General features: G+C 61.1%; 20 protein-coding genes and 1 pseudogene. 8 read left to right on the top strand and 13 right to left on the bottom strand.

Translation table 11 applies throughout. The annotated features are described in order from the left end of the window. Window positions 1–2: 2 nt before the first annotated feature. On the bottom strand, window positions 3–1337 hold the full coding sequence (gene thiC, locus ACTQV3_RS03210) for a phosphomethylpyrimidine synthase ThiC (RefSeq protein ID WP_427727600.1): 1335 nt from the start codon (window positions 1335–1337) through the stop codon (window positions 3–5). Window positions 1338–1508: 171 nt separating this feature from the next. Here thiC and ACTQV3_RS03205 point away from each other — a divergent pair, with 171 nt between their 5' ends. Continuing rightward, window positions 1509–2024, top strand: coding sequence for a hypothetical protein (locus ACTQV3_RS03205; RefSeq protein ID WP_427747772.1), 516 nt, complete (start codon window positions 1509–1511; stop codon window positions 2022–2024). Between the two features lie 40 nt (window positions 2025–2064). Here ACTQV3_RS03205 and ACTQV3_RS03200 read toward each other — a convergent pair whose 3' ends face one another. Together ACTQV3_RS03200 and ACTQV3_RS03195 are read right to left on the bottom strand one after the other, a co-directional pair. After that, complete coding sequence (locus ACTQV3_RS03200; protein ID WP_441535876.1) at window positions 2065–2874, bottom strand: YaaA family protein; 810 nt, start codon at window positions 2872–2874, stop codon at window positions 2065–2067. A gap of 103 nt (window positions 2875–2977) precedes the next feature. Beyond that, complete coding sequence (locus ACTQV3_RS03195; protein ID WP_427794724.1) at window positions 2978–4375, bottom strand: aminopeptidase; 1398 nt, start codon at window positions 4373–4375, stop codon at window positions 2978–2980. Between the two features lie 166 nt (window positions 4376–4541). Between ACTQV3_RS03195 and polA the strand changes: the two genes are divergently transcribed. Then, a complete protein-coding gene (gene polA, locus ACTQV3_RS03190) occupies window positions 4542–7292 on the top strand; it encodes a DNA polymerase I (protein ID WP_441535877.1) in 2751 nt (916 codons plus the stop codon). A 272-nt stretch (window positions 7293–7564) separates the two neighbouring features. On the opposite strand, the gene ACTQV3_RS03185 is transcribed toward polA, so the two are convergent. Next, window positions 7565–8392, bottom strand: coding sequence for a Cof-type HAD-IIB family hydrolase (locus ACTQV3_RS03185; protein WP_441535878.1), 828 nt, complete (start codon window positions 8390–8392; stop codon window positions 7565–7567). 554 nt (window positions 8393–8946) lie between these two features. On the opposite strand from ACTQV3_RS03185, the gene ACTQV3_RS03180 reads away from it, so the two are divergent. The 4 genes from ACTQV3_RS03180 (at window position 8947) to ndk (ending at window position 12915) form a co-directional block, all read left to right on the top strand. Next, window positions 8947–10173 (top strand): argininosuccinate synthase, encoded by a 1227-nt coding sequence (locus ACTQV3_RS03180; RefSeq protein WP_441535879.1) that lies wholly within the window; start codon window positions 8947–8949, stop codon window positions 10171–10173. Window positions 10174–10405: 232 nt separating this feature from the next. Continuing rightward, complete coding sequence (locus ACTQV3_RS03175) at window positions 10406–10576, top strand: hypothetical protein (protein WP_441056172.1); 171 nt, start codon at window positions 10406–10408, stop codon at window positions 10574–10576. Window positions 10577–10694: 118 nt separating this feature from the next. Next, complete coding sequence (argH, locus tag ACTQV3_RS03170) at window positions 10695–12125, top strand: argininosuccinate lyase (RefSeq protein ID WP_441535880.1); 1431 nt, start codon at window positions 10695–10697, stop codon at window positions 12123–12125. A 385-nt stretch (window positions 12126–12510) separates the two neighbouring features. Next, a complete protein-coding gene (gene ndk / locus ACTQV3_RS03165; protein ID WP_055251725.1) occupies window positions 12511–12915 on the top strand; it encodes a nucleoside-diphosphate kinase in 405 nt (134 codons plus the stop codon). Window positions 12916–13092: 177 nt separating this feature from the next. On the opposite strand, the gene rpiB is transcribed toward ndk, so the two are convergent. Continuing rightward, window positions 13093–13560, bottom strand: coding sequence for a ribose 5-phosphate isomerase B (rpiB, locus tag ACTQV3_RS03160; protein ID WP_427719257.1), 468 nt, complete (start codon window positions 13558–13560; stop codon window positions 13093–13095). Between the two features lie 269 nt (window positions 13561–13829). Between rpiB and ACTQV3_RS03155 the strand changes: the two genes are divergently transcribed. Then, a complete protein-coding gene (locus tag ACTQV3_RS03155) occupies window positions 13830–15152 on the top strand; it encodes an L-cysteine desulfidase family protein (RefSeq protein WP_441535881.1) in 1323 nt (440 codons plus the stop codon). A gap of 366 nt (window positions 15153–15518) precedes the next feature. Here ACTQV3_RS03155 and ACTQV3_RS03150 read toward each other — a convergent pair. From ACTQV3_RS03150 to ACTQV3_RS03130, 5 genes and pseudogenes are all read right to left on the bottom strand, one after another. Continuing rightward, window positions 15519–15689: pseudogene (locus ACTQV3_RS03150) on the bottom strand (helix-turn-helix transcriptional regulator); the annotation flags it as partial. A 275-nt stretch (window positions 15690–15964) separates the two neighbouring features. Beyond that, window positions 15965–16189 (bottom strand): hypothetical protein, encoded by a 225-nt coding sequence (locus tag ACTQV3_RS03145; protein ID WP_441535882.1) that lies wholly within the window; start codon window positions 16187–16189, stop codon window positions 15965–15967. Window positions 16190–16289: 100 nt separating this feature from the next. Beyond that, complete coding sequence (locus ACTQV3_RS03140) at window positions 16290–16910, bottom strand: helix-turn-helix domain-containing protein (RefSeq protein WP_117762863.1); 621 nt, start codon at window positions 16908–16910, stop codon at window positions 16290–16292. Between the two features lie 343 nt (window positions 16911–17253). Further along, the gene (locus ACTQV3_RS03135) at window positions 17254–17445 is read right to left on the bottom strand and encodes an Arc family DNA binding domain-containing protein (RefSeq protein ID WP_117734980.1); all 192 of its coding nucleotides are present in this window, start codon (window positions 17443–17445) and stop codon (window positions 17254–17256) included. A 64-nt stretch (window positions 17446–17509) separates the two neighbouring features. After that, the gene (locus tag ACTQV3_RS03130) at window positions 17510–18529 is read right to left on the bottom strand and encodes an SPFH domain-containing protein (RefSeq protein ID WP_117734981.1); all 1020 of its coding nucleotides are present in this window, start codon (window positions 18527–18529) and stop codon (window positions 17510–17512) included. Between the two features lie 388 nt (window positions 18530–18917). On the opposite strand from ACTQV3_RS03130, the gene ACTQV3_RS03125 reads away from it, so the two are divergent. Further along, a complete protein-coding gene (locus ACTQV3_RS03125; RefSeq protein WP_427719692.1) occupies window positions 18918–20168 on the top strand; it encodes an MFS transporter in 1251 nt (416 codons plus the stop codon). A 1407-nt stretch (window positions 20169–21575) separates the two neighbouring features. On the opposite strand, the gene ACTQV3_RS03120 is transcribed toward ACTQV3_RS03125, so the two are convergent. The 3 genes from ACTQV3_RS03120 to trpS all read right to left on the bottom strand — a co-directional run bounded on the left by ACTQV3_RS03120 (window position 21576) and on the right by trpS (window position 24182). Continuing rightward, on the bottom strand, window positions 21576–21938 hold the full coding sequence (locus ACTQV3_RS03120) for an MGMT family protein (RefSeq protein WP_441053976.1): 363 nt from the start codon (window positions 21936–21938) through the stop codon (window positions 21576–21578). A gap of 194 nt (window positions 21939–22132) precedes the next feature. After that, window positions 22133–22996 (bottom strand): HAD-IIB family hydrolase, encoded by an 864-nt coding sequence (locus ACTQV3_RS03115; RefSeq protein ID WP_233540280.1) that lies wholly within the window; start codon window positions 22994–22996, stop codon window positions 22133–22135. A 136-nt stretch (window positions 22997–23132) separates the two neighbouring features. Continuing rightward, the gene (trpS, locus tag ACTQV3_RS03110) at window positions 23133–24182 is read right to left on the bottom strand and encodes a tryptophan--tRNA ligase (RefSeq protein ID WP_441535883.1); all 1050 of its coding nucleotides are present in this window, start codon (window positions 24180–24182) and stop codon (window positions 23133–23135) included. Window positions 24183–24261: the final 79 nt, after the last annotated feature.

The following is a 24261-nucleotide window of genomic DNA, read 5'->3' as shown; positions in this document are numbered from 1 at the left end:
AGTTAGTCCTCCATGCCGAGGTCGATCGTCGTGCCCTCGAACACCTTGTTGACGGTGCGGACGGCGCACATCTTGCCGCACATGGTGCAGGTGCCCTCGGTGGCAGCAGGGGATTCCTCGTAGCGCTTCTTGCCGGTGACCGGGTCGAGCGCGCACTTCCACATGGCGTCCCAGTCGAGCTTGCGGCGTGCCTGGCCCATCTTGTCGTCCATGTCGCGGGCGTGGGGCACTTTTTTGGCGATGTCGGCGGCGTGTGCGGCAATCTTGGTGGCCATGAGGCCGTCGAGCACATCCTGGGCGTTAGGCAGGCATAGGTGCTCTGCCGGTGTCACGTAGCACAAAAAGTCGGCACCCGAGCTCGCGGAGATGGCGCCACCGATGGCTGCGGTGATGTGGTCGTAGCCCACGCCGATATCGGTCACCAGCGGCCCGAGCACGTAGAACGGGGCGTTGTGGCACAGGCGCTTCTGCAGTTTCATGTTGGCGGCGATCTCGTCGAGCGCCATGTGCCCCGGGCCCTCGACCATGACCTGGACGCCGGCGGCCCAAGCGCGCTTGCACAGCTTGCCCAGCTCGATCATCTCGGCGGTCTCGGTGGCGTCGTTGGAGTCGTAGAGGCAGCCCGGGCGGCAGGAGTCGCCGAGCGAAATCGTCACGTCGTACTCGTGGCAGATCTCGAGCAGCTCGTCAAAGTACTCGTAGAAGGGGTTCTCGTTGCCGGTGACCTCCATCCAGCCAAACAGCAGTGAGCCGCCGCGGCTGACGATGTTCATGAGACGGCCGGTCTCCTTAAAGGTTTTGGTGACCGACTTGTTGATGCCGCAGTGGACGGTCATAAAGTCCACGCCGTCCTCGGCGTGCGCGCGCACGACCTCGAACAGGTCGTCCTTGGTAAGCTTGACAAGCGGCTTTTCCATGTAGCCGATGGCGTCGTACATGGGGACGGTGCCTACCATGAGCGGCGTCTCGTCGATGAGCTGCTGGCGGAATTGGCGCGTCTTGCCCGAGTTGGAGAGGTCCATGATGGCGTCGGCGCCAAAGTCCTCGGCGATCTTGACCTTCTTCCATTCCTCGGCGGCATCGGCCTTGTCGCCCGAGATGCCCAGGTTGACGTTGACCTTGGTAGACAGGCCCTCGCCGACACCAAAGGCGCGCATGCCCTTTTTGATATGCACGATGTTGGCGGGAATGGCGATGCGGCCGTCGGCCACGCGCTCGCGGATGTACTCGGGGTCGCGATGCTCGCGCTCGGCAACCTCCTTCATCTGCGGTGTGATTTGCCCGGCGCGGGCGAAGTCGATTTGCGTGACGAGCTTGGGCTCGGTCTGTGTGCTCATTGGCACGGCTCCCTTCGTTGGCATTACCCATATCAGGTTTGCGGGTCAGGGCGGGCGCGCCCAGTCTCAGCCTGCCGTCTTGTCCTGCAAGCTCCCCGTTTATGTGGCGGGCTCAAGTATAGCTCGAATGGGTACGATTGACGCGACGAGCATGCCCGCGGGGAGGCGAACATGGAAGACAAGCATCTGTATCGAGAGACGCAGTGGGATGTGTCGGCCGAGGAGAGCCGCGCCCATCATGGGCTGGTCGCAATTGGTTTCGCGATTCTTGTCGTGATGGTGATTGCCTGTTGTATCTGGACGTTTGGCGGGCGTGGGGGAGTTTCCTGGACGTTTGAGGCGGACGATAGCCTGCCGATTATGACGGCGAAGGTCGCGGGTGGTAATACCGTTGCCGCGCCGGGCGACTATTGGTATCCGCGCGACAAGTTTGTGCAACTGCAGCTGAGCGGTGGTTCCATTCCTGGTGAAGAGATCGAGCGTGTGACCTTCGATGCGTCGCTTAGGACGCTGTCGGTCGAGCTCAAAGATCAGGGGGATGTACCCACGACCATGGATATAGCCCTGACGGAATGGCGCCTGGAGCCTCCGTCGGGTGTTGAGGCGTCCGAGGTGGAGCACGTTAAGGTTACCTACCAAGATGGCTCGACGACCGAGATTGCAAAAGCCGACGGCCTGGCGGAATAGACGCCGTGCCTAGGCAGCACATTCAAAAGTAGTGGTAGTCCTACAAGGCCTGTTCGTTCAGGAAGACCAAAGTGTTTTTATTTGAAAGCTCGGGAAAGTAACGATAACCAACGTCGAACGCGGTGAGCCCGCTTACATCCTCGAACTTGTTTTCTGCCATCCAGCGCACCATGGAGCCGCGCGCTTTTTTGCTGGCGGTCGAGCGTTGGATGGGCTTGCCGTTGCGGATGCCTTCGCCAAAGAGACATGTGACGACCGTGGCGTCGGTGGTGAGGCGGGTCAGAACGGCTTTGGCGTATTCCGCGCTGGCGAGGTTGACGATCGTGGCGTTGGAGTCTGCCGGAGCGATGACCCGTGCGAGCTTGTCGCCCCAAAACGCGTAGAGGTCTCGGGCGTCGTCGACGGCAAGCTTCGCGCCCATCTCCAGCCGATACGGTTCAACGGCATGAAAGGGGCGTACGCATCCGTAAAGGCCCGAGAGGATCCACAGATGGTCTTGCAGCCATGCGAGCTGTGCGGAATCCATCACCTCGGGCGCCATGCTTTGGTATTGAATGCCGTGATAGGACATGACGGCAGGGGAGAGGTGACGGGCGAGTGCGGGATTGTCGAGATCGCCGCTTTGCAAGATGGGCTCGAACTCATGCAGGGTGTTGAGGCAGGGCCCCAGCAGTTTGTCACTCACGTTCCACAGCGCCTGCAGGCTGTCGCTGCCTTCATTCCGCTCGATATCTAGCAGTGCGCGGTGGAGGCGAGCCGTCTCGCGCACAAAGGGTGGAATGCCCAGGACTTCAAAAGCATCTTGGGCCGCGCGCATCTGCTTGGCGGGCGAAATGATGACCTGCAGCATGGACTCTCCTCTGTCAAAAAGGAAGTTGCGGTGTAATACGGTCTGTTTTGGCCGTTTATGGGCCAGTTTAGTCCGTATCTCACCGCAACTGATGAAGGGTTGGTTAGGCGCGCTCGATGAAGGCCTTGTAGCCGCGATAGGCCTCGTAGATATCGGCCTTGTTGGCGACCTCCCACAGGGCGTGCATGGACAGGACGGCAACGCCGGAGTCGATGACGTTCATGCCGTACTTGGCCATGATGTAGGCGATGGTGCCGCCGCCGCCCGCGTTGACGCGACCGAGCTCGCAGGTCTGGAAGTCCACGCCGGCCTCGTCCATAATGTCGCGGATGAGGGCCATATACTCGGCGTCGGCGTCGTTGGAACCGCCCTTGCCGCGGCTGCCCGTGTACTTGTTAAAGCACAGGCCGCGACCCATAAAGGCTGCATTCTTGGTCTCGAACTTGCCGGCGTAGCCCGGGTCGAAGCCGGCGGATACGTCAGAGGAGAGCATGCGGCTGCGGGCGAGTGCGCGGCGCAGGGCCAGCGGGCTGCCCTCGCCGGCGAGCGTCATGATCTCGGCGACGGTGTTCTCGAAGAAGCGGCTTGTCATGCCGGTGGCTCCCACGGAGCCAATCTCCTCCTTGTCGACGATGAGCGTGATGCTCGTGCGCTCCACGTTGGCCACATTGATCTGGGCGAGCATGGAGGGGTAGGCGCAGACGCGGTCGTCGTGGCCATAGCCCAAAATCATGGAGCGGTCGAGGCCCATGTCGCGGGCGGGGCCGGCGGGCACGACCTCGATTTCGGCGGAGAGGAAGTCCTCCTCCTCGACGTCGTACTGCTCCTTGAGGATATCCAGGAACATCTGCTTGACGGGCTCGGTGGGGGCGTCCTTGTCGTCCTCGTCAAATTTTACGGGACGGCCGCCCACGATCACGTCGAGGATCTCGGCGTCGACGGCGTCCTTGGCGGGCTTGGACATCTGCTCGCTCGAGAGGTGGATCAGCAGGTCGGAGATGGTAAAGACCGGATCGTCGGCCTTGTCGCCGATGTTGATGTCGACGGTGGTGCCGTCCTTTTTGCAGATGACGCCCACGAGTGCGAGCGGGGAGGCCACCCAGTGGTAGCTCTTGACGCCACCGTAGTAGTGCGTGTCGAGGTAGGCCATGTCGCCGGCCTCGAACGCGGGATTCTGCTTGAGGTCCAGGCGCGGCGAGTCCACGTGGGCGCCCAGGATGTTAAAGCCCTGCTCGAGCGGGGCGGTGCCCAGGTTGACGAGCATAAGATCCTTGCCGTGGTTGGCGGCGTACACCTTGTCGCCTGCCTTGAGCTCGCGGCCTTCGGCGATCACGGTCTCCAGGTCGACGTATCCCGCCTCCTCGGCCATCTTGATGCCGGTCTTGACGCACAGGCGCTCGGTCTTGTTCTCGCTCAAAAACTGCTTATAGCCGCGGCAAAGCTCCTCGAGCTCCTCGATTTGCTGTGGTGTGTACTTTTTCCATGCGCAGGGACGCTCCATGACGCAGGCTCCTTTCGGATCGATCGTGCTGGTTGTTGTACCGTGAGCCATCGTATCACGCGCGGGCTCACGGTGGCGGGGGAGCTTGATGCGCGGTGGCCGCGGGGCGGGGAGCGTGTAAACTGGAGTGAGCAAGCCGTGCCCAGTCCAAAGCGAGGTATTCAATATGTCTGACAAGCGCCGCACCTTTGCCGTTATCGACGGCAACTCGCTCATGCACCGCGCCTTCCACGCCGTGCCGCCGACCATGAACGCTCCGGACGGTCGTCCCACCAACGCGATCTTTGGCTTTCTGAACATGTTTCTTAAGATGATCGATGCCTTTAGCCCCGACGGTGTGGTCGTGGCGTTTGACAAGGGCAAGCCGCGCGTGCGCATGGAGATGCTGCCGCAGTACAAGGCACAGCGCCCGCCCATGGACCCCGATCTGCATGCGCAGTTTCCCATGATTAAGGAGCTGCTCACGGCGATCAACGTGCCAATTCTGCAGTCCGAGGGCTGGGAAGGCGACGATATTCTGGGAACCATGGCGCGCCTGGGTGAGGAGGCCGGCTGCGACATGCTGCTGGTGACCGGCGACCGTGACATGTATCAGCTTGTGACCGAGCACGTCAACGTGGTCTCGACTCGCAAGGGCCTGTCCGACGTGGCGATCATGACGCCCGAGAGCGTGGACGACCTGTATCACGGCATTACGCCGGCGCTCGTGCCCGATTTTTACGGTCTGAAGGGCGATACGTCGGACAACATTCCCGGCGTACCGGGCATCGGCCCCAAAAAGGCGAGCGCGCTCATCGCGCAGTACGGCAGCTTGGACGAGGTCATTGCGCATGCTGACGAGGTCAAGGGCAAGATGGGCGAGAACCTGCGTGCACACATCGACGATGCGCTGCTGAGCCGCAAGGTTGCGACCATCCGCACCGATGCACCTGTCGAGCTCGACTTTGACGCGACGTCCTTCCCATCGTTTTCTGCCGATGAGGTGTCCGCGGCGCTGGGCGCACTTGGCATTACGGCCATGCAGAACCGCTTCCTGGCGCTGATTGGCGGCGAGGGCGGGGTCGTGCCCGCTGCCAGCGCGTTCGAGATACCCGCGGTTTCGCGTGCCGCCGCCGGCGACGCTGAGGCACTTGCTGCTGTGGCGGCCGAGATCTCTCGCGCGATTGATGCGGGCGAGTGGGTCGCCGCCGTGGTGGACGATGACAAGGAGGAGGGTGCGCTCTTTGGCCTGACGCGTACGCTGTGGCTGGCGACGCCCAAGGGGCTCTTTGCGCTCGAGGAAGCCGATGACGGCACGCCTGCCGCTGTCGAGGGCTTCAATTCTGCCCACGGCGTTATCGCTGGCGTGCTCGCGCGCCTGTTTATGGAGGGCCGCGTGGCGAGCCCGGACATGAAGGCGTTGCTGCATGAGCTTTCGCCCATCGATTCTTCTGAGCCCGAGCTCATGGACCCGCTGGCAGTCGATTCCGTGCGCATCTTTGATACCGTGGTTGCCGCGTACCTGTTGGATTCTGACCGTTCCGAGTTTGACGAGGCATATCTGGCCGATACCTATCTGCAGATGGCGCTGCCTGCGGCGCGCGGTGCGGATGGTGCTGGCGAGGACGCTCCTGCTCCTGCTGCCCGTACCGCGGCGCTGACGCTGGCACTCGTGGCGCCGCTTCGCGACCGCATGGCCCGCGAGAACGCCGCCAACGTGTTCGATGGCATTGAGATGCCGCTCGTGCCGGTGCTTGCCAAGATGGAGCGCGCGGGCATGCTCGTAGATCCCGACCGGCTGCGCAGCCTGTCCGAGGGCCTGGCGACCCAGATCACCGAGGTCGAGCGCAGCATTCGCGACCTGGCAGGTGATGAGACGTTTAACATCGGCAGTCCCATGCAGCTCTCGCACGTGCTCTTTGACGTTATGGGGCTTCCGACCAAGGGCCTCAAAAAGACCAAGCGCGGGTACTATTCGACCAACGCCAAGGTACTGAGCGACCTTGCGCGCGACCACGAAATCGTGCGCCTGATTCTGGACTGGCGTGAGAAGTCCAAGATTAAGTCGACCTATCTGGACACGCTAGGTCCGCTGCGCCGTGGTGACGGTCGCGTGCACACCACGTACAACCAGACCATCACGGCAACGGGTCGCCTGTCCTCGAGCGACCCGAACCTGCAGAACATCCCGACGCGCTCTGAGCTGGGCCGTACCGTTAAGACGGCGTTTTCGGCAGGCGAGGGCAGTGCCTTTTTGGCGGTGGACTACTCGCAGATCGAGCTGCGTCTACTCGCGCATCTCTCGGGTGACGAGCACCTGGTGCGCGCCTTTAACGAGGGCGAGGACTTCCATGCCGAGACGGCCGCGCGCGTGTTTGGCGTTTCGGTGTCCGAGGTAACGCCCGACTTGCGCAGTCGCGCCAAGGCCGTGAATTTTGGCATTGTGTATGGTCAGCAGGCGTACGGTCTGTCGCAGTCGCTGCACATCTCGATGGCCGAGGCGCGCGACATGATCGATCGCTACTACGAGGCCTACCCGGGCGTGCGCACGTTCCTCGACAATGTGGTGGCGCGCGCCAAGCAGACGGGCTACGCCGAGACCATGTATGGCCGTCGTCGCCATATTCCAGAGCTCAAGGCCAAAAACCCACAGCTCCGCGGCTTTGGCGAGCGCACGGCCATGAATCACCCCATGCAGGGCACCGCCGCCGACATCATCAAGATCGCGATGGCCCGCGTAAGCCGCCGCCTGGAAGAAGAGGACTTTGCCGCCCACATGATCTTGCAGGTGCACGACGAACTGGACTTTGAGTGCCCCGTCGACGAAGTCGAGCGCCTGACCGCCATGGTCCAAGACGTCATGGAGCACGTAGTAGACCTCCGCGTACCCCTCATCGCCGAAGCCAGCACCGGCATAACCTGGGCCGACGCGAAATAGGAAAGCGCCCACAATTCCAAAGTAACTAAAGGCAGAAGGGGGCTCCTTGCCAACAAGGAGCCCCCTTCATTCCAAAAAATCAGCCAAGTATCTAGACACCCAAGACGCCATCTAGGCGGCAAGCAAGTCAACATAGCCATGCCCGGGGCCGGCCGTTTGATTTTTGTAGATTCCGCACGAGCCGAAGGCCACTTAATGTGGCCTTCGAGCGAGCCCAGGACCTGACCGAGCAAAAATCAAACGGCCGGCCCCGGGCATGGCGACGAGATAGATTACCGAGCCGCCAAGATGGCATCGATGAGCGTCAGTACGCCCCCGTCGTTGTTGCTCGGAATGCGCCATTTAGCATGCGCGTTCATATGATCCTCGGCATTGTCCACGATAAAGCTATGCCCGACGCGCTCGAGCATAGGGATATCGTTGTAGGTGTCGCCCACGGCGGCGGCATCGGCGATATCGATGCCCAAGTGCTCGCACAGGTGCGCGACGCCGGCGCCCTTGTCGACGCCCAGGTTCATAAAGTCGATCCACTCGCGGCCCGCATTGGTGACGTAGAGCTGATCCGAGAACGCGGGGTTATAGGTCTCGCGGAACGCAGGCTCAGCGTCGTAGGCGGGGAAGAAGATCGAAATCTTGTTGGACTCGAAATCAATGCCCTCAAAGCTGTCGACGTAGTTGATTGTGTTGTAGTAGACGCTGATCTCGTCGTGGTATTGATGGTCGCGGGCAAGCACGTAGAACTCGTCGAAGCAGCACAGGACGGGAACGGCGCGAGAATCCTCCGAGGCACGAGCGAGCACCTGTTGATACAGCGCCACATCGATGTTGCTCTTATAGATATAGTTGCCGCGATAGATGACGCAGGCTCCGTTGTCGGGACAAAAGGCGAGGCGGTTCTTGATGTCCTCAAACATCTCCTCGAGCTTGGGGGCGGGACGTCCGCTGGCGGGGCAGAATACGATGCCGGCTTCGGCGAGCTTGTCCAGGCGTTCGTCAAGGCCTTGTGGCAGCACGCGCTCGTCGGTCAGCAGCGTCTTGTCCATGTCGACGGCGATGAGCTTAATGTTTCCAATATTGGCGTCCGATTCGTAAGTTTGCATAAAAGCGAGCCTTTCGTTTCGAAATTGTTTCAGACGTTATAACCATCAACTCGTAATCAGGCGTATTTTCGCAGGAACGGAGCGTATTTGCACTGCATTTCACAAACTAATGAAAAAACTTTTCAGAAATATGAATTTGTCGCTTGTGCAGCAGGCACTTTAGCGTAATATAGCGACCATCGAAAACGGAGACGGCAAAAGAGCCGCTTACCGAGGAAAAGGTACCGTTTGCGATATTAGAATTGCGCCCGGCGATGTGTGAAAGGAGAGGCAGATGCAGTTCGTAAAGATCATAACCACTGCAGACAATGCCATCCGACGCCAGCGCGCAATTTCCCGACGACGATAACAATCGTCTCTGTCCGCATGGGGCGAATTGCCTCAACAGAGTCATTTTAAGGTCGTTGGGTTTTAGCACGACATTGCTGCATGTTTCTAGGGCATGTATGTGCTGATTTTTGCTATTTAACCTGATATTGCACGGTACGTGACCTTGAAATGACTTGCAACTGACCGATGTTCTAACTAGCTACCAAGGGCGAAAGGAAACAGCCATGAGCAAGGAAAAAGTCGTTCTCGCATATTCCGGTGGACTTGATACATCCGTATGTGTCAAGTGGCTCCAGGACGAGAAGAATCTCGACGTCGTTTGCGTTTGCGGCAACGTGGGCCAGGAGGAGACCGGCCTGGATGCCAAGAAACAGAAAGCGCTCGACCTGGGCGTTCTTGATTGCCAGGTGCTCGACCTGCGCGATGAGTTCTCCGATGAGTTCCTGACCAAGGCCATCGCCGCAAATTCCATGTACGAGAACAAGTACCCGCTGCTTTCCGCTCTGTCTCGCCCGCTGCTCGCCAAGAAGCTTGTCGAGGTCGCTCACGAGTTTGGCGCGACCTACGTCGCCCACGGCTGCACCGGCAAGGGTAACGACCAGGTTCGTTTTGAGGCTGCCGTCAAGGCCCTCGACCCCGAGCTTAAGGTTATCGCCCCGGTGCGTGAGTGGGATCTGAAGTGCCGTCCCGACGAGGTCGCCTATGCTCATGCTCATAATGTGCCGGTTCCCGAGGGCGCTAACGACAACCCCTATTCCATCGACGACAACCTGTGGGGTCGTGCCATTGAGTGCGGCCACCTGGAGGATCCCTGGAACGAGCCGCTCAACGACGCCTGGGTTATGACCAAGAATCCCGAGGACACGCCCGACACCCCGACCTACACCGAGATTGAGTTTGAGGCCGGCAAGCCCGTCGCCGTCGACGGCAAGAAGATGAAGCTCTCCGAGATCGTCATCGCCCTCAACAAGATTTCGGGCGATAACGGCTTTGGTCGTCTCGACCTGGTCGAGGATCGCCTGGTGGGCCTCAAGAGCCGCGAGTGCTATGAGGTTCCCGGCGCCCTGACGCTTATCACCGCCCACAAGGCGCTCGAGGATATTTGCGTCGAGGGCGATCTGCTCAAGACCAAGATTAAGCTCGAGCAGGATTGGGCCACCGCCGTGTACAACGGCCAGTGGTACAGCCCGCTCAAAATCGCACTCGACGCCTTTATGGCCGATACCCAGAAGTTCGTGACCGGCACCGTCCGCCTGAAGTTCTTTAAGGGCAACTGCCATGTTGTCGGCCGCAAGAGCCCCTTCAGCCTCTATGACTACGGTCTGGCCACCTACGACCGCGACACCACGTTTGACGAGAAGGCCAGCGCCGGCTTTATCGAGATCGACACGCTGTCGCTCAAGACGTGGGCCAAGGTCCAGGGTCCCAGCTCTGCTGCCGCCCAGGCTTAAGTCTTTCTCCCTTGGTATCCGCGCGGCCCATCCGCGTGATACATAACGGGCGCATGGGGTCCCTACCTTTCGTTATGCTTGCTGACACTTCTTAACATCGGTGGCCCCTACATTCCGCCCGCATATATGATGCCGCGCCTGCGGCTGAGTCCGAGCCCCGCCGGGGTTGTCCGGCGGGGCTCCTTCTATCAATTTGACGGCTCTGCGCCTATATATCTGAGGAGTATCCATTATGTTCAATGCTATCGCGCATGCTTTACTTGCCCTCGCGCCCGAGTTCGATGCTGCAAAGGTCGAGGATGTCCCTATGAGCCTGAAGACATGGATTGACGGCTCGGCGAGCAACGGCTGGCGGGAGTCGATGGGCGCCAAGTGCCTGGTGCGTCACTTCTTTGCAAATTAGCCACATGGTCTCGCGCTCGGTGGGGAATGTGCAAAACTAGCGGTTGATAAATCGCTTTAGCGACATGGCGCTTTGCTTTGGGCGCTTGTTTTGGTATTTGGAGAAAGGGGACGGTTCCATGGCTCTTTGGGGCGGTCGTTTTGAGACAGGCGTGGCCGAGGTCACGCAGGAGTTTGGCGCGTCGCTGCCGGTCGACAAACATCTCTATAAGCAGGATATCGCTGGCTCTAAGGCACATGCCAAGATGCTGGCGGCCCAGGGCATTATCAGTGCAAAGGACGAGCAGGCGATTGCCGAGGGTCTGACCGCAATCGAACAGGATATCGATGCCGGCAACTTCACCTTCGATATCAACGACGAGGACATTCATATGTCCATCGAGAGCGAGCTGACCCGTCGCATCGGCGAGGCGGGCAAGCGCCTGCATACCGGGCGTTCGCGCAACGACCAGGTGGCGACCGATACGCGCCTGGGCGTCAAGGCGCTGGCCAAGGAGCTCATGGAGGCCAATCTTGAGCTGCGCCACGTGCTGGTGGATGCGGCCAAACAGTACGACAAGGTGATTCTGCCGGGTTACACGCACATGCAGCATGCTCAGCCCGTGCTGCTGTCGCATCATCTGCTGGCGTATTCTTGGATGTTCGCGCGCGACTTTACACGCCTGAAGGCCGCCTTTGGTGCTGCCGACAACTGCCCGCTGGGCGCTGCCGCGCTTGCCGGTACGAGCTATCCGCTCGATCGTCAGATGACGGCCGCCGAACTTGGCTTTGCGGGCGTGATTCCCAACTCGCTCGATGCGGTTTCCGACCGTGATTTCCTCCTCGACCTGCATTACGCCGGCTCCGTCATGGCGATGCACCTGTCGCGTCTTTCCGAGGAGATCGTGCTGTGGTCGAGCTCCGAGTTTGGCTTTATCACGCTTTCCGACTCGTATTCCACTGGCTCGTCCATCATGCCGCAGAAGAAGAACCCCGATTTTGCCGAGCTTATCCGCGGCAAGAGCGGCCGAGTCTATGGCAACCTGGTGCAGCTGCTCGTGACCATGAAGGGCCTGCCGCTCGCTTATAACAAGGACTTGCAGGAGGACAAGGAGGGCGCGCTCGATACCGCCCATACGCTCATGCAGTGCCTGTCCGTTATGGCCGGTATGATCTCGACCTGGACCGTCAACGAGGATGCCATGGCGCGCGAGTGCGGCGTGGGGCACCTTGCCGCCACCGATGTTGCCGATTACCTGGCCAAGCGTGGCCTGCCGTTCCGCGAGGCCCACGCCGTGGTGGGCCATTTGGTCCTGATGTGCGAGAAGCGCGGCTGCAATCTTGAGGACCTGCCGTTTGAGGTGTTCCAAGAGGCAAGCCCGCTCTTTGAGCGCGACATTACCGAGGCGCTCGACATCCCGTCGATCGTTGCCGCGCGCACGACCGAGGGCGGCACCGCTCCTGCCGCCGTTGCCGTGCAGCTGCAGCGTGCCGAGGCGCAGCTCGTGGCCGATGAGGACGTGGTTGGATCGCTGACCAAGGTCGTCGAGATGGGCCACGGGGCAAAGTAAGGGTTTAGTTGAAGCGGCTTTGGCCATTTATTGATAAATCGTTTTTGCTTTTACGGGCGTCTGCTGCAGCGGACGCCCGTATTTTGTTGCAATGGGGAAGGGGCTTGTCGATAACTTCTGTAGGACCTTTGGGCAGGTTGTGAAGGAGCTACGTTCACGGGCGGCAACCGACCGTCCGCTCGGTTCGGTGCGGTTGATGCGCGGTCGGATGGTACTCTAATCGGGCTTCGAAACAGAAGTGACACATATGGAACGTTTTAATAAATTGTAGTGTTTCAATAAACAGTTTTTTGTTTAACTGCAGCTAAAACTCTGTTACGATGCAGTCCAGGCGGGTGCCGGAATGGGACTTGGGCACGCGCGAACCTACTTGAAAGGCTACCTTATGGCTATCGAGAAGACCTTCATCATGATTAAGCCCGACGCTGTGCGCGATCGCAAGATCGGCGAGATCGTCGCTCGCATTGAGCGTAGCGGCCTTGTCATCGAGCGCATGGAGATGACCACGCTCGAGCGTGCTACCGTCGAGGAGCACTACGCCCATCTGGCCGACAAGCCCTTCTTTGGCGGTCTCTGCGACTTTATGACGAGCGGTCCGGTCGTCAAGATGGTCGTTTCCGGTCTCTCCGCTGTCTCCAAGATGCGCACCCTTATGGGCGCTACCAACCCGCTTGACGCTGCCCCCGGCACCATTCGCGGCGACTTCGCTGTCGATGTCAACGCCAACGTAATCCACGGCTCCGACTGCCTGGAGAACGCCGAGATCGAGATCAAGCGCTTCTTTGGCTAAACCAGCTTTGACTCCTCAAAGCTGTTAGCGTGTGGCTTTGGCGCCGCGGAATTCCATCCGCGGCGCCCTTTTTATTCCAGTAGATTTCTAGGTATATCCCAAAAATCTACTAAACAGCCCCCGTCCGGATGTTTCTTCCGGGCGGGGGCTGGCGTTAGCATATGGCTTTGTAGGTCTTTAGGCCTCGTCGACGACCTTGAGTCCGCGGGTCTGGTCGATCTCGTTGATGAGATTGACGCGACGCTCGTGGCGGCCGCCCTCAAACTCGGCATCGAGCCACTCGTCGACAATCATCTTGGCGAGCTCGGAGCCCACGACGCGGGCACCAAAGGCGAGCACGTTGGTGTTGTTGTGCATGCGGGAGAGCTTGGCGCTGAAGGGCTCGGAGCACACGACGGCGCGTACGCCCTCGACCTTGTTGGCAGCCAGGCTAATCCCGACGCCGGTGCCACAGATGAGGATGCCCAGGTCGACGTCGCCGTTGGCAACGGCCTTACCCACCTTGTAGCCGGCGATGGGGTAGTCAAAGCTCTCGGAGGTGTCGGTGCCAAAGTTCACGACCTCGCAGCCGCGCTCCTTCAGGTGCTCGGAGATGATGTTCTTGAGCTCGACGGCGGCGTGGTCGTTACCGATACCGATCTTCATGGATGCTTCCTCTCTGGTCTGTGCGGCGAGATTGCTAAAGGTTTTACCGCGTTCGACTGCATGATAGCGCGACTTTTGTGTAAACGCTCGGGCGTTTTTTGCTCAAACGCTTTAGCATGCAATAAGACCGGCTTCTCATGAATAATGCCGCTAATTTGTGCTCGAGCGCCGTCCGCCGGAACCATGGTTGTGGTTTTTGATGCATTGTTATCAAATAAAATAGCGAACTATTTTGAGAGCCCAGCCCGTTATACAAGTAGGAGATACCTATGCCTGCCGATTCCCTTCGTGATACCGCGTTTTGCGATGTTTTAAACCGTGAGCTTGTCTGTGCGCTCGGCTGCACCGAGCCCATTGCCGTTGCCTATGCAGCGGCGCTGGCGAGCCAGACGCTCGGTTGCGAACCCGATCATATGGATGTTGCCTGCTCGGGCAACATCATCAAGAACGTAAAGAGCGTGACCGTGCCTAACTCGGGCGGTAAGCATGGTATTGAAGCCGCGGCCGTGCTGGGTGCCGTGGGCGGCGACGCCAAGAGCGCGCTCGAGGTGCTCGAGAGTGTTGACGATAAAGACCGTGCTCGTGTGGCCGAGCTCCTCGCCGATGCCGGCTACTGCGATGTGTCGCTTGTCGAGGACGTGCCCAACCTCTACATCAAGGTGACTGCCACGGCTGGGGGGCATACCGCGGTCGTTGAGATTACCGACCACCACACCAATGTTACGTGCCATACACTCGACGGTATTCCGGTATGCGGCAAGTCGGTGGGGGAGTGTGCCGCCTGCGCCGAGCGCGTGGTGGCCGAGCGCGCGGCAGATAGCGCCGACACGCCCATGTCGATTGAGACCATCATCGACTTTATTGAGGACGGCGATGTTGAGGGTGCTCGCGCTGCCGTTGAGCGTCAGATCGAGCTGAACGGCGCCATTAGCGCAGAGGGCTTGGCGCACGCTTGGGGTGCCGAGGTGGGCCGTACGCTGCTGGGCGCTCGTGCCGATGACGTCGCCTGCCGTGCCCGTGCCCGTGCAGCCGCCGGGTCCGACGCCCGCATGAACGGCTGCGCACTGCCGGTCGCCATTGTGTGCGGCTCGGGCAATCAGGGCATTACCTGTGCATTGCCCGTTATGGAATATGCCGAGTACCTGCGCTGCGACCACGAGCGCCTGGTGCGCGCCGTGATGCTGTCCGATCTTATTGCCGTGCATATCAAAAGCTATATTGGTGCACTTTCGGCGTTTTGCGGTGCTATTTGCGCCGCGTGCGGTGCCGGCGCTGCGATTACCTGGCTGTGCGGTGGCACGCGTGATCAGATCGGCGCGACGGTCTCGAATACGCTCGGCAACGTGGGCGGCATCGTGTGCGATGGCGCCAAGGCGAGCTGTGCCGCCAAGATTTCCGCAGCCGTTGATGCGGCGATTCTGGGCTACGATATGGCCATGCAGGGTCGCGGCTTCCGTGCCGGCGAGGGCCTGATTCAGGATACGGTGGAAGAGACGATCGCCAGCATGGGCTATGTGGGCCGCGTTGGCATGAAGGATACCGACGTCGAGATCCTCAACATCATGATCGGCAAGACTATCGTCGACTGCTAGGGGCTCTGGGGCACTGCATCTTGTTGTTGAAACTATCGCGCTTGTGGCTGTAAAGCACCTGTCTGCATTGCGGACAGCGAGGATCTCGCGGTATGTCACCAGGTCGTTCTCGCGCTTGATGCGCTCGAGGACGGTCGCGACAACAAGCGCCGCTATCGCCGGCAGGAACGCCGCAGCCGCGGCGACGCCGGCGCCCCAGGTGCCCTCCATCCAGTTAAACGCCGGCGACAGTATCAGTGCGAACGCCACCGCCAGCAACGCGAGCATCAGCACGGCCAGCCATAGCATCCGCGTTCCCATGCGCTTGCGATCTCTTTCGACTGCCTCTTCCATAACGGTCACGTCTCCCTTCACGAGCGTGTCTATGGAGGTGCCGAATAGGATGCTCAGCATGAGCAGACTCTGGACGTCCGGATACGTCTTGTCCCGCTCCCAGTTGCTGATCGTCTGACGCGATACATAGAGCTTCTCGGCAAGTTGCTCTTGCGAGAGGCCCATCGCCTCGCGCCGCGTCTTGATCTGGTTGCTGATGTCCATCGTCACCTCCCGGTCGTGAAGGAGCGTCCCGCGAACACGCCGGGTGCGCTATCGAATCTGTTGTACATCATATGCGGCAAGGCTTGCCGGGCGCTGCAAAAACTGTTTTGCACGGGGTTTACCTGCATGATTGTTGCTGCGATGGCTTAGCGATGTTGTCGAGCAGTCATCCAAGTGTACAGGCCCATGGCGGCGTAGCCGATTGCGGTATAGGCAACCCCATGGAACGCAAGGTCCTGGCTGCCCTCGACCTTGAGGGGAAACAGGACCGCGGGTCAGATTCCGAGCGCCGCGGGTACCCAGAAGAGCGTCCTCGCGGAGTTCGCGGCGAGCAGGCCGAGGGTGATTGCAGTTGCGGGGAGCACGGGGTAGATCAGCGCCATCATGGCGATCATGCCGGCATCGGGTGGGACGACCCTCACCAGGAGGACGGGGATTGCCCAGCAGGCGCCAACGATTGCGATCAATGCGATGAGGGACGCGCGTACGGTGACGTTCATGGGGCACCTCCTAACGGGAATCGCCCCCATTCTGGCATACATCTTCAGAATGGGGGCTAAGGGGGATACCATTTCGGGGAACGGGTGCGTACCCGCGCTTTTAACTCAGCATCTTGGCGAGCATGCCGATGCCGACGCCCACCAGTCCGCCGGCGATGGCGCCGATGATGATCTGCACCGCGTTGCGCGTGCCCTTGACCCAAGGGTTCATCTCGCGCTCACGGCGCCCCTCGAGCGTGTCGCGATCGACCTGCTCGCCGCGGCTAAACGCCAACACCTCGCGGTACGTGACGAGGTCGTGCTGCTTCTTCATGCGTTCCATATACACGAACGCCACGAGCATCACGACGAGCGCCACGGCGGCAAACGCCGCGGTGGGCGCGATGTGCATGCCCCAGCCCCATTCGAACTGGAACGCCGCCCACGCGCTCAGCACCAAAAACACGACCGCACTCACGACCGTGATTGTGGATAGGGCGTTGTACTTCTTGACCGCTTCGTTCATTACCTGTGCCATGGTTTCCACATCTCCTTTGATGAGGGAGTCCACGGTCACCCCGAACACGTTGGAAAGCAGCAGCAGGCTCTGGACATCCGGATACGTACGGCCGCACTCCCAGTTGCTGATGGTCTGGCGCGACACGTAGATGCGCTCCGCCAGATCGTCTTGGGACAGTCCGAGCTCCGTGCGATGCTCCTTGATGTGCGAGCCCAGCTCCATGCGTTTGCTCCCTAGAGGGTCGGGGTGACCCCTGTCGAGAGCCACCATGTCATTGACGCGAGCATCGTACCATCAAAGGTCTTTATATTTGACCCCCACGGGGCAAAATCGAGCTGTCAAAAGGCTTTATATACGACATCTAGCTGGGAAAAGAACGGTCCCCAAAGGCGGATGCCTCCGGGGACCGGTTGGTGCGTATAGAGGGGGCGAGCTTGCTTTGGGTTGGTGTTGGCCCCGCCGTTCGGCTCGACTTTGGAGCGGCGGGGCTCAGCTCTGCCTCGACCGCGGCGCGGGGCGCGGCTTTGTCCCGACGTCGGCAGCGGCCGAGCCCTGTCTTCCCGGCTTAGCCCTCTTCGCCTTTGGGCGTGCCCTTGAACGAGGGCTCTTTCTTCGGCAGCCTTCCCGCGCGTTTGAGGGCGTCTCGCAAGATCCATTCCACCTGACCGTTGGCGCTGCGCATCTCATCGTCCGCCCAGCGTTGGACGGCCTCCCAGATAGCGGGGTCTATACGGAGTGGATACTGCTTGCGTGCCATGACGTGCCTTCTTGTCGAATGTGCAATTTTGCACCCGTCCCCAAATTACTCATTGGTGTTGGGGTTAGTACAGCGAGCCTGCGTTGAGCACCGGGTGCGCCTCGGATTCACCGCAGAGCACCACCATGAGGTTGCTGGCCATCTGCGCCTTGCGCTCGTCGTCGAGCTCGATGGTGCCGCCGGCAGCCATCTCCTTCACGGCCATGTCGACCATGGAGACCGCGCCCTCGACGATCTTCTTGCGTGCGGCGATGACGGCCTCGGCCTGCTGGCGGCGCAGCATCGCCTGGGCGATCTCGGGGGAGTAGGCGAGGTGCGTGAGACGTGCATCGTCGACCTCGACGCCGGCGGGCGCCAGGCGCATCGCGAGCTCGCGGCGCAGGGCTTCGGAGACCTCTTCCACATTGGCGCGCAGCGTGATGGCGCCGGCGGCATCGGACTCGTCCTCCAGGTGGTCGTAGGCGTACACGCTCGCCACGTGGCGCAGCGCCGTCTCGGCCTGCATGGCGACATAGCTCTGGTAGTCGTCGACGTCGAAGAGCGCCTTGGCGGTATCGGCGACGTGCCACACCACGACGGTTGCGATCTCGATGGGGTTGCCCATTTTGTCGTTGACCTTCAGGCGCTCGCCATTCAGGGTGCGCACGCGGGTGGAGATGGTGGTGGGGTTGCCCTTGGCGGCCTTCTGCGCCGCGGCCTTGGCGGCCTTGGAATCGCTCATCTCGAGCTCGATCATCTCGCCGATCCCGGCCGATCCGCCCATGCTCTTGCTAAAGAACGGGTTGGCCCAGAAGAAGCCCTCGTCGCGGACGGTGCCCACGTACTTGCCGAACAGGATGCACACGCGCGCCTGGCCGGGCTGCAGCGAGAAGAATCCGTTGAGTGGGATGAACCACAGGCAAAACGCGAGGATGCTGAGGCCGAGCCCCCATCCGTAGACTGCGGGCGCGTCGACGCCGTCGGGCGTGCTCGCGAGCCCGATGGTGCTCCAGATAAAGAGGCCGATGATGGCGATGAGCGCCACCGCCACGGCGACGAGCATGCCGTAGCCCGACTTGGCCTTGAGTTGCTTTTCCACGCTCATTGTGAGTTCCTTTCACGACTGCGCCGGCGTTTGCGTGACGTCCCCGGCGCCGCGCTCCAGATTGCGATGGGGAGGAGGCGAGTCCCCGAGCAGTCCGTGCGACTGCTGATTGCATTGTGATATCACATTGAGACCAAGTCAAGGAGAATCGGATGCCGTCTCTCATGGCATAAGTGGTTCGGGGCGCCCGGCATCTACGCTCCGTAGAGGTCTTCCTGTTGCATCTTGGCTCGCAAGTCCCTATAATAGCTCCACTCACGGCTGAAGGTTTACCTCTAGATTTGGAAAGGGGAGCTGCACCATGCTTGCTTCCATTTGGCTCTAGCCACGGTCGCGTGAGCGACCGGTACTTCGCTGCATACCACCGATCGCATCAAAGGATTATTCCATGACACAACCGAACCCCTGCGCTTCTTGGAAGCGCTCGCTCGCCATCGTCTGGATCGGCGAGTTCTTCTCCGTGCTCACGAGCTCCATTCTGCAGATGGGTCTCATCTGGCACGTCACCCTCACCACCGGCTCCGCGAGCGCCCTGTCGTTCGTGAGCCTGGCGGCCTTCTTGCCCATGGCGCTCCTCGGCGCCTTCGCGGGCACCATCGTGGACCGCACGTCCATCAAGCGTCTCATGATCGGCGCCGATCTCTTCATCGCGGCCGTGAGCCTCACGCTTGTCTTCGGCTCGCTTCGGGGCGACCTTTCTGTCGCCGTTGTGGCGGCGGTGCTGTTCGTCCGTGCGCTGGGCAGCACGCTCCATACGCCCGCCTTCAACGCGCTCACACCGCTCATCGCCCCGCCCGAGGTGCTCGGCAAGCTGGCGGGCATGCTGCAGTTCATGCAGTCGGGTAGCTATATCATCGGCAACGCCATCGCCGCGGCGGTCTACCCGGCGTTTGGTCTGACTTTCATGATCGCGCTCGATGTCGCCGGGGCGGTGCTCGCGAGCATCGCGGTGGCGACCTCCGGCATCAAGACGCCGGCGCCCGAGCGCCATACGCCCGAGGAGAACGCCGAGGCGTCGCACCGCGCGGTGCGGGCCTTCCTATTGGAGACGGCCAACGGGTACCGCGAGCTCAAACGCCATCACGGTCTGTTCGCCATGCTCTGGATCGGCTTCGCCTTCTCGGTCCTGTTCTCGCCCATATCCGCGCTGTTCCCGCTCATGGTGTTCGACCATTTTGGGGGCACCACTACGCAGTCGGCTATCGCGGAGATCGCGTTCTCGGTCGGCATGATCGCGGCGAGCGGCTGGATCGGGGCGACGGGTGGCCTTAAGAACCGCGCTCTTTCGTGCACGCTGGCCATCGGCCTCATCGGAGCCGCCGCGCTCGCGGGCGGCCTCGTGCCCCCTTCCGCGCTCGTTGTGTTTCTGGGGCTTACGTTCGCGATGGGGGTCTCGAGTCCGCTGTACAGCGCGCCGCAGATGGCGCTCATGCAGGAGCGCGTCGATCCCGAGTGCATGGGCCGCGTCTTCGGTCTGTACGGAGCGGTCTGCAGCTGGGCTATGCCCGTGGGGCTCGTCGCATCGACCTTGTTCGCGGACGCCATCGGCGTAAGCGCGTGCTTCGTGCTCATCGGTGCTGCAATGGTGATCCTAGCAGGCATCACCTGGGCGATCCCGAGCATCCGCAAGATTGGGTAGCGCTCTGGCGGAGTGCGTTTCGTTTCGGACGGCTCGTAGGGTCGCTGCGACGTGAAGGGTGGTCGACGGTGCGCCTGCGAGGGCGCCGTCGACCACCCTTTTGTTTAATTCGTCTGGCCCGGCGCCGATCATCATCTGTTCGCCGGGCGATTGCGATGCCGCCGCTTGCCGATACGCGGCTCCTTACGTTGTGCGCATCCCATCGTTCTGGCAGCGTTTCCTGCAGTTAATCTCCAGAGCTCGAGGCGGTGGCCCCTATGAGTAATCTGCTCGAATCCATTCTGCGCGTCGGTATGACCGTGTTCATCGTCGGCCCGCTCACTGCATGGGTCGCCCGCCGCGGCGCGAGCGAGCGCAGCGAGGCAACGGACAGCCTCGATTGCTTCACGGTGCGCATGCCCGCAGCCATCCGCACGATCATCGCCTGCTGCGCCGTCGCGTTCGAACTGCTCATGCTGGGTGTCTACGTCTGGCAGGGCGTCTCGCTGGGCGAGTGGGACCACGAACTTGTGTGGTTCGGTCATGCCATGGCGCTCGCGGGTATGGCTATCTGGGCCTTGCTGAGCATCCCGCGTATCGACGTGGACGGTGGGCGCATTCTCTCGCGTAACGCCTTCGGCATCCGCAAGGAGACGACGTTTGGCAACATCACCCGTGCAACGCTTCACGCGCAGATGATGAGGATCGACCTGTTCGAGGGCGACCGGAAGTTCTGCTCGATAAGCCTCGAGGGGGTGTGCTCGCTCAACCTCCTCGCCCGTCTGGAGGAAGAGGGCATCGAAGTCTCGGACGCCGTCGACGGTCCCATGACCAAGGCGGGCCTGTGTTGGTCTGCCATCAAGCCGTTGACGATTGTTTTCAACGGCATGGCCCTCGTCTTCTCGCTCGTCCTCGCCTTCATGGCGGTCTTCACCGACGAGGGTGCGCGCCTGCTCGTGCTCATCCCGTTCCTGTTCCTGTTCATAGGGGGGTTCCTGCCCCTGCTCATGCTCGGCATGCCGGCCCGCGGCATCCTCGAGATCGGCAGGCAGGAGCGCGCGCTCGGTTTCTCCTTCTCCGAGGAGATGGCAAGCCGAGGTGCCACGGGTACTTCGCTTGTCGATGACGATTGGTTCATCGAGATCAGCAACGCCCGCGTCGTGGCGTTTCGCCGCGATTACCTCAAGAAGATCACGGCGCACGAGAACAGCGAGAGCGGCGACCGCTGCACGGTGACCACGAGGGGTGGTCGCAAAATCAAGGTGTATGCAAGCGGGCAGCACGCTCGAGGACCTGCGCACGTGGTTCAAACAGGGTGCCAAGGTCAGAAGCACACTCGACCGCGCGGGGGACGCACTCGAGGCGACCGTTTGATTGGGTTGCCTGCCAAGGATCCAAAACGGGAAGGGGCGCTGTCGGCGCCCCTTGTCATACCAGGCCCGCTGGCCAGCGAGAGGCCTGCAGGTCGACATGTCCGTTGGCGAGGAAGGCAACGCCTTCGTCCTCGAGCAGTGTGCGCTGCGCCTCGGGCCCACCGAAGGCGAACCCCTCCGCGAGGCGTCCGTCGGCGAATACGATGCGATGACAGGGGATGGTGCTGGGTTCCGGATTGACGTGCAGGGCGTATCCCACGTATCGGGCTCGACGGGGCTCACCAACGAGCTTGGCGATCTGACCATATGTGGCAACCATGCCGCAGGGCACCTGGCGTACCATGTCGTATACGCGGTTGAAGAATCCGTCGGTGTCCCGGTCTGCCATGCCGCCCTCACTTTCAATCGATATCGCCATTGTAGTCAAGAAAGGCGCCCCACATGCGCGGGGCGCCTTTCCAAAGAGGTGTTGCGCGAGGGGAGGGAAGGCGCAACGTTCGTGTCGAAGGTCTTTAATTCGCCTGTGCCTTCATTAAGTTAACTATAGCTAATTCTCTGAGACCCAAGTCGTAGACCGACGAGCACACAGCCTCTCCATAAGTTAATCAAGGGTTACAAATAGAAAGACACAGTGACATGTGGTCGTTGGGGTTCAAGGAATCGCTCGATGAGTTCGGAGAACGCACCCTCAGTCCCAGCCGTTTCAAGGACGACATCGCAATACGGCCGCACGTCGTCGGTGACATTCGCCACGCCGACGCCCAGTCCCGCCGCCTTGATCATGGAGAGGTCGTTTGCGGAATCACCAACGGCGATGACCTCGGACATCGGAATTCCCAGCATATCGGCAAGGCGCGTGAGCCCCGTCCCTTTGTCAACGCCTGCGGGCATGAGTTCGAGGTAGCGCTTGGAGGAGAAGGTGATGTCAACGCCGAGTCGCTCGGCCATCGGCGCGAGCTTGCGGCCCAATTCCTGCAGCTCATCGAAGTCCCAGTCGACGTACAGGATCTTCACGATGCCACGGCCTTCAAGGAATGAGAGGTCGGGATGGTCAGATCCGCGAAAATGAGTGACCCCGGTGATCGATTCCAGATAGTCGCGCTCCCGTGTGGGTGCGTCATTCACGAACACGTGGCCGTCGGCGACGTTGACGTGCATGCAGAGTCCGAGTTCGAGCCCCTTTGCATAGATCGCGTTCGCGCATTCGTTGGAAAGGCCGCAGGTGGTGAGCGGGGTGGGGTCTCCCACGCGGTTGATGAAGCCGCCGTTATAGGAGAGCACATAGCCGTCTTCGATCAGCTCGCGGGCCTCCCCCGAGAAGTTGTCCATGATAGAGGAATACCATCGCCCGCTCGAAGGGACGAACAGCACACCGAGCTCCCTCATGCGTTTGAGTGCTCGGAGATTGGACGCCGGGATGGCGTGGTCGGCATCGAGAAACGTCTCATCCATATCGCTGGCAACAAGTCGGTACATGCAATCCCCCATACAACGTAAAAAACGAGGCGGGCTTATTATCGCCCACCTCGTAAGACCTTGGCTATGTCGAAGGCGTGGACACGTGAAGATGGCCCATTCGCGTGTCGCGGCGCGTTTCCGCGAGCCGGATGGCTTAGTACACCATTCCCATGGCTTCGCGTACCTCGGCGAGCGTGGCCTCGGCGACCTCGTTAGCGCGGCGGTTGCCCTCGTGCAGGACGTCCTTGACGTAGTCCATATCCTGCACGAGCTCCTCGCGGCGCGCGCGGATGGGGGCGAAGTGCTCGTTCACGCTCTCGGTGACGTACTTCTTGAGCGCGCCTGCGCCGCCCATGCCGATCTCCTCGGCGATCTCGACCTCGGAGCGGCCGGTGCAGATGGCGGCGGTGGAGAGCAGGCCGGACACACCGGGACGGGCTTCGGGGTCGAACGTGATCATGCGCTCGCCGTCGGTCTGGCTCTTCTTGATGCGCTTGGCCGTCTCCTCGGCGGTCATGGAGATGTTGATGGCGTTGCCGTAGGACTTGCTCATCTTGCGCCCGTCAAGGCCGGGCAGCAGCGGCGTGTCGGACAGCAGCGCGTCGACCTCGGGGAACACCTTGCCGTAGCGGTTGTTAAAGCGGCGGGCGATGGTACGGGTGAGCTCGATGTGCGGCAGCTGGTCGCGCCCGACCGGCACCACGTTGCCCTTGCAGAACAAGATGTCGCACGCCTGGTGCACGGGGTAGGTGAGCAAAAGGCCGGTGAGCTCATGGCCGCTGGCCTCCATCTCGGCCTTGACGGTGGGGTTGCGCTGCAGCAGGGCCTCGGAGACGAGCGACAAGAACGGCAGCATGAGCTGGTTTGCCGCGGGCACGGCGGAGTGCGCGTAGATCATGGTCTTGTCGGGGTCGATGCCGCAGGCAAGGTAGTCCATGACCATGTTGTACACGTTGTCCTGGATGTGCTCGGTGGTGTCGCGGTCGGTGATGACCTGGTAGTCGGCGATGAGCACGTTGGTCTTGGCGCCCATGTTCTGCAGCTCAACACGGCCCTTGAGGGTACCGAAGTAGTGGCCCAGGTGCAGACGGCCGGTGGGGCGGTCGCCGGTGAGCATGGTGAACTTCTCGGGGTGCTGCGGCAGGTCGGCGCGGATCTGGTTGCTGCGCTCGAGGCTGACCTCATAGCTGAGCTCGTTGGGCATGCTGTCTCCTTTTGGGTTGAGTGCCTGGCCGGCATTGTCGGTCTTGGTTGAAGATGAAGCTACCAGAGAAACGGCGTCT

It is taken from the genome of Collinsella sp. LCP19S3_A7, from assembly GCF_052121995.1.
In the GTDB taxonomy this organism is placed as follows: Bacteria; Actinomycetota; Coriobacteriia; order Coriobacteriales; family Coriobacteriaceae; genus Collinsella.
This window is presented reverse-complemented; position numbering and strand designations above follow the sequence as displayed.

Bases quoted from the DNA above. Each gene is read 5' to 3' on its own strand.
- thiC (WP_427727600.1), bottom strand. From the start codon at position 1,337: ATGAGCACACAGACCGAGCCCAAGCTCGTCACGCAAATCGACTTCGCC.
- ACTQV3_RS03205 (WP_427747772.1), top strand. From the start codon at position 1,509: ATGGAAGACAAGCATCTGTATCGAGAGACGCAGTGGGATGTGTCGGCC.
- ACTQV3_RS03200 (WP_441535876.1), bottom strand. From the start codon at position 2,874: ATGCTGCAGGTCATCATTTCGCCCGCCAAGCAGATGCGCGCGGCCCAA.
- ACTQV3_RS03195 (WP_427794724.1), bottom strand. From the start codon at position 4,375: ATGGAGCGTCCCTGCGCATGGAAAAAGTACACACCACAGCAAATCGAG.
- polA (WP_441535877.1), top strand. From the start codon at position 4,542: ATGTCTGACAAGCGCCGCACCTTTGCCGTTATCGACGGCAACTCGCTC.
- ACTQV3_RS03185 (WP_441535878.1), bottom strand. From the start codon at position 8,392: ATGCAAACTTACGAATCGGACGCCAATATTGGAAACATTAAGCTCATC.
- ACTQV3_RS03180 (WP_441535879.1), top strand. From the start codon at position 8,947: ATGAGCAAGGAAAAAGTCGTTCTCGCATATTCCGGTGGACTTGATACA.
- ACTQV3_RS03175 (WP_441056172.1), top strand. From the start codon at position 10,406: ATGTTCAATGCTATCGCGCATGCTTTACTTGCCCTCGCGCCCGAGTTC.
- argH (WP_441535880.1), top strand. From the start codon at position 10,695: ATGGCTCTTTGGGGCGGTCGTTTTGAGACAGGCGTGGCCGAGGTCACG.
- ndk (WP_055251725.1), top strand. From the start codon at position 12,511: ATGGCTATCGAGAAGACCTTCATCATGATTAAGCCCGACGCTGTGCGC.
- rpiB (WP_427719257.1), bottom strand. From the start codon at position 13,560: ATGAAGATCGGTATCGGTAACGACCACGCCGCCGTCGAGCTCAAGAAC.
- ACTQV3_RS03155 (WP_441535881.1), top strand. From the start codon at position 13,830: ATGCCTGCCGATTCCCTTCGTGATACCGCGTTTTGCGATGTTTTAAAC.
- ACTQV3_RS03145 (WP_441535882.1), bottom strand. From the start codon at position 16,189: ATGAACGTCACCGTACGCGCGTCCCTCATCGCATTGATCGCAATCGTT.
- ACTQV3_RS03140 (WP_117762863.1), bottom strand. From the start codon at position 16,910: ATGGAGCTGGGCTCGCACATCAAGGAGCATCGCACGGAGCTCGGACTG.
- ACTQV3_RS03135 (WP_117734980.1), bottom strand. From the start codon at position 17,445: ATGGCACGCAAGCAGTATCCACTCCGTATAGACCCCGCTATCTGGGAG.
- ACTQV3_RS03130 (WP_117734981.1), bottom strand. From the start codon at position 18,529: ATGAGCGTGGAAAAGCAACTCAAGGCCAAGTCGGGCTACGGCATGCTC.
- ACTQV3_RS03125 (WP_427719692.1), top strand. From the start codon at position 18,918: ATGACACAACCGAACCCCTGCGCTTCTTGGAAGCGCTCGCTCGCCATC.
- ACTQV3_RS03120 (WP_441053976.1), bottom strand. From the start codon at position 21,938: ATGGCGATATCGATTGAAAGTGAGGGCGGCATGGCAGACCGGGACACC.
- ACTQV3_RS03115 (WP_233540280.1), bottom strand. From the start codon at position 22,996: ATGTACCGACTTGTTGCCAGCGATATGGATGAGACGTTTCTCGATGCC.
- trpS (WP_441535883.1), bottom strand. From the start codon at position 24,182: ATGCCCAACGAGCTCAGCTATGAGGTCAGCCTCGAGCGCAGCAACCAG.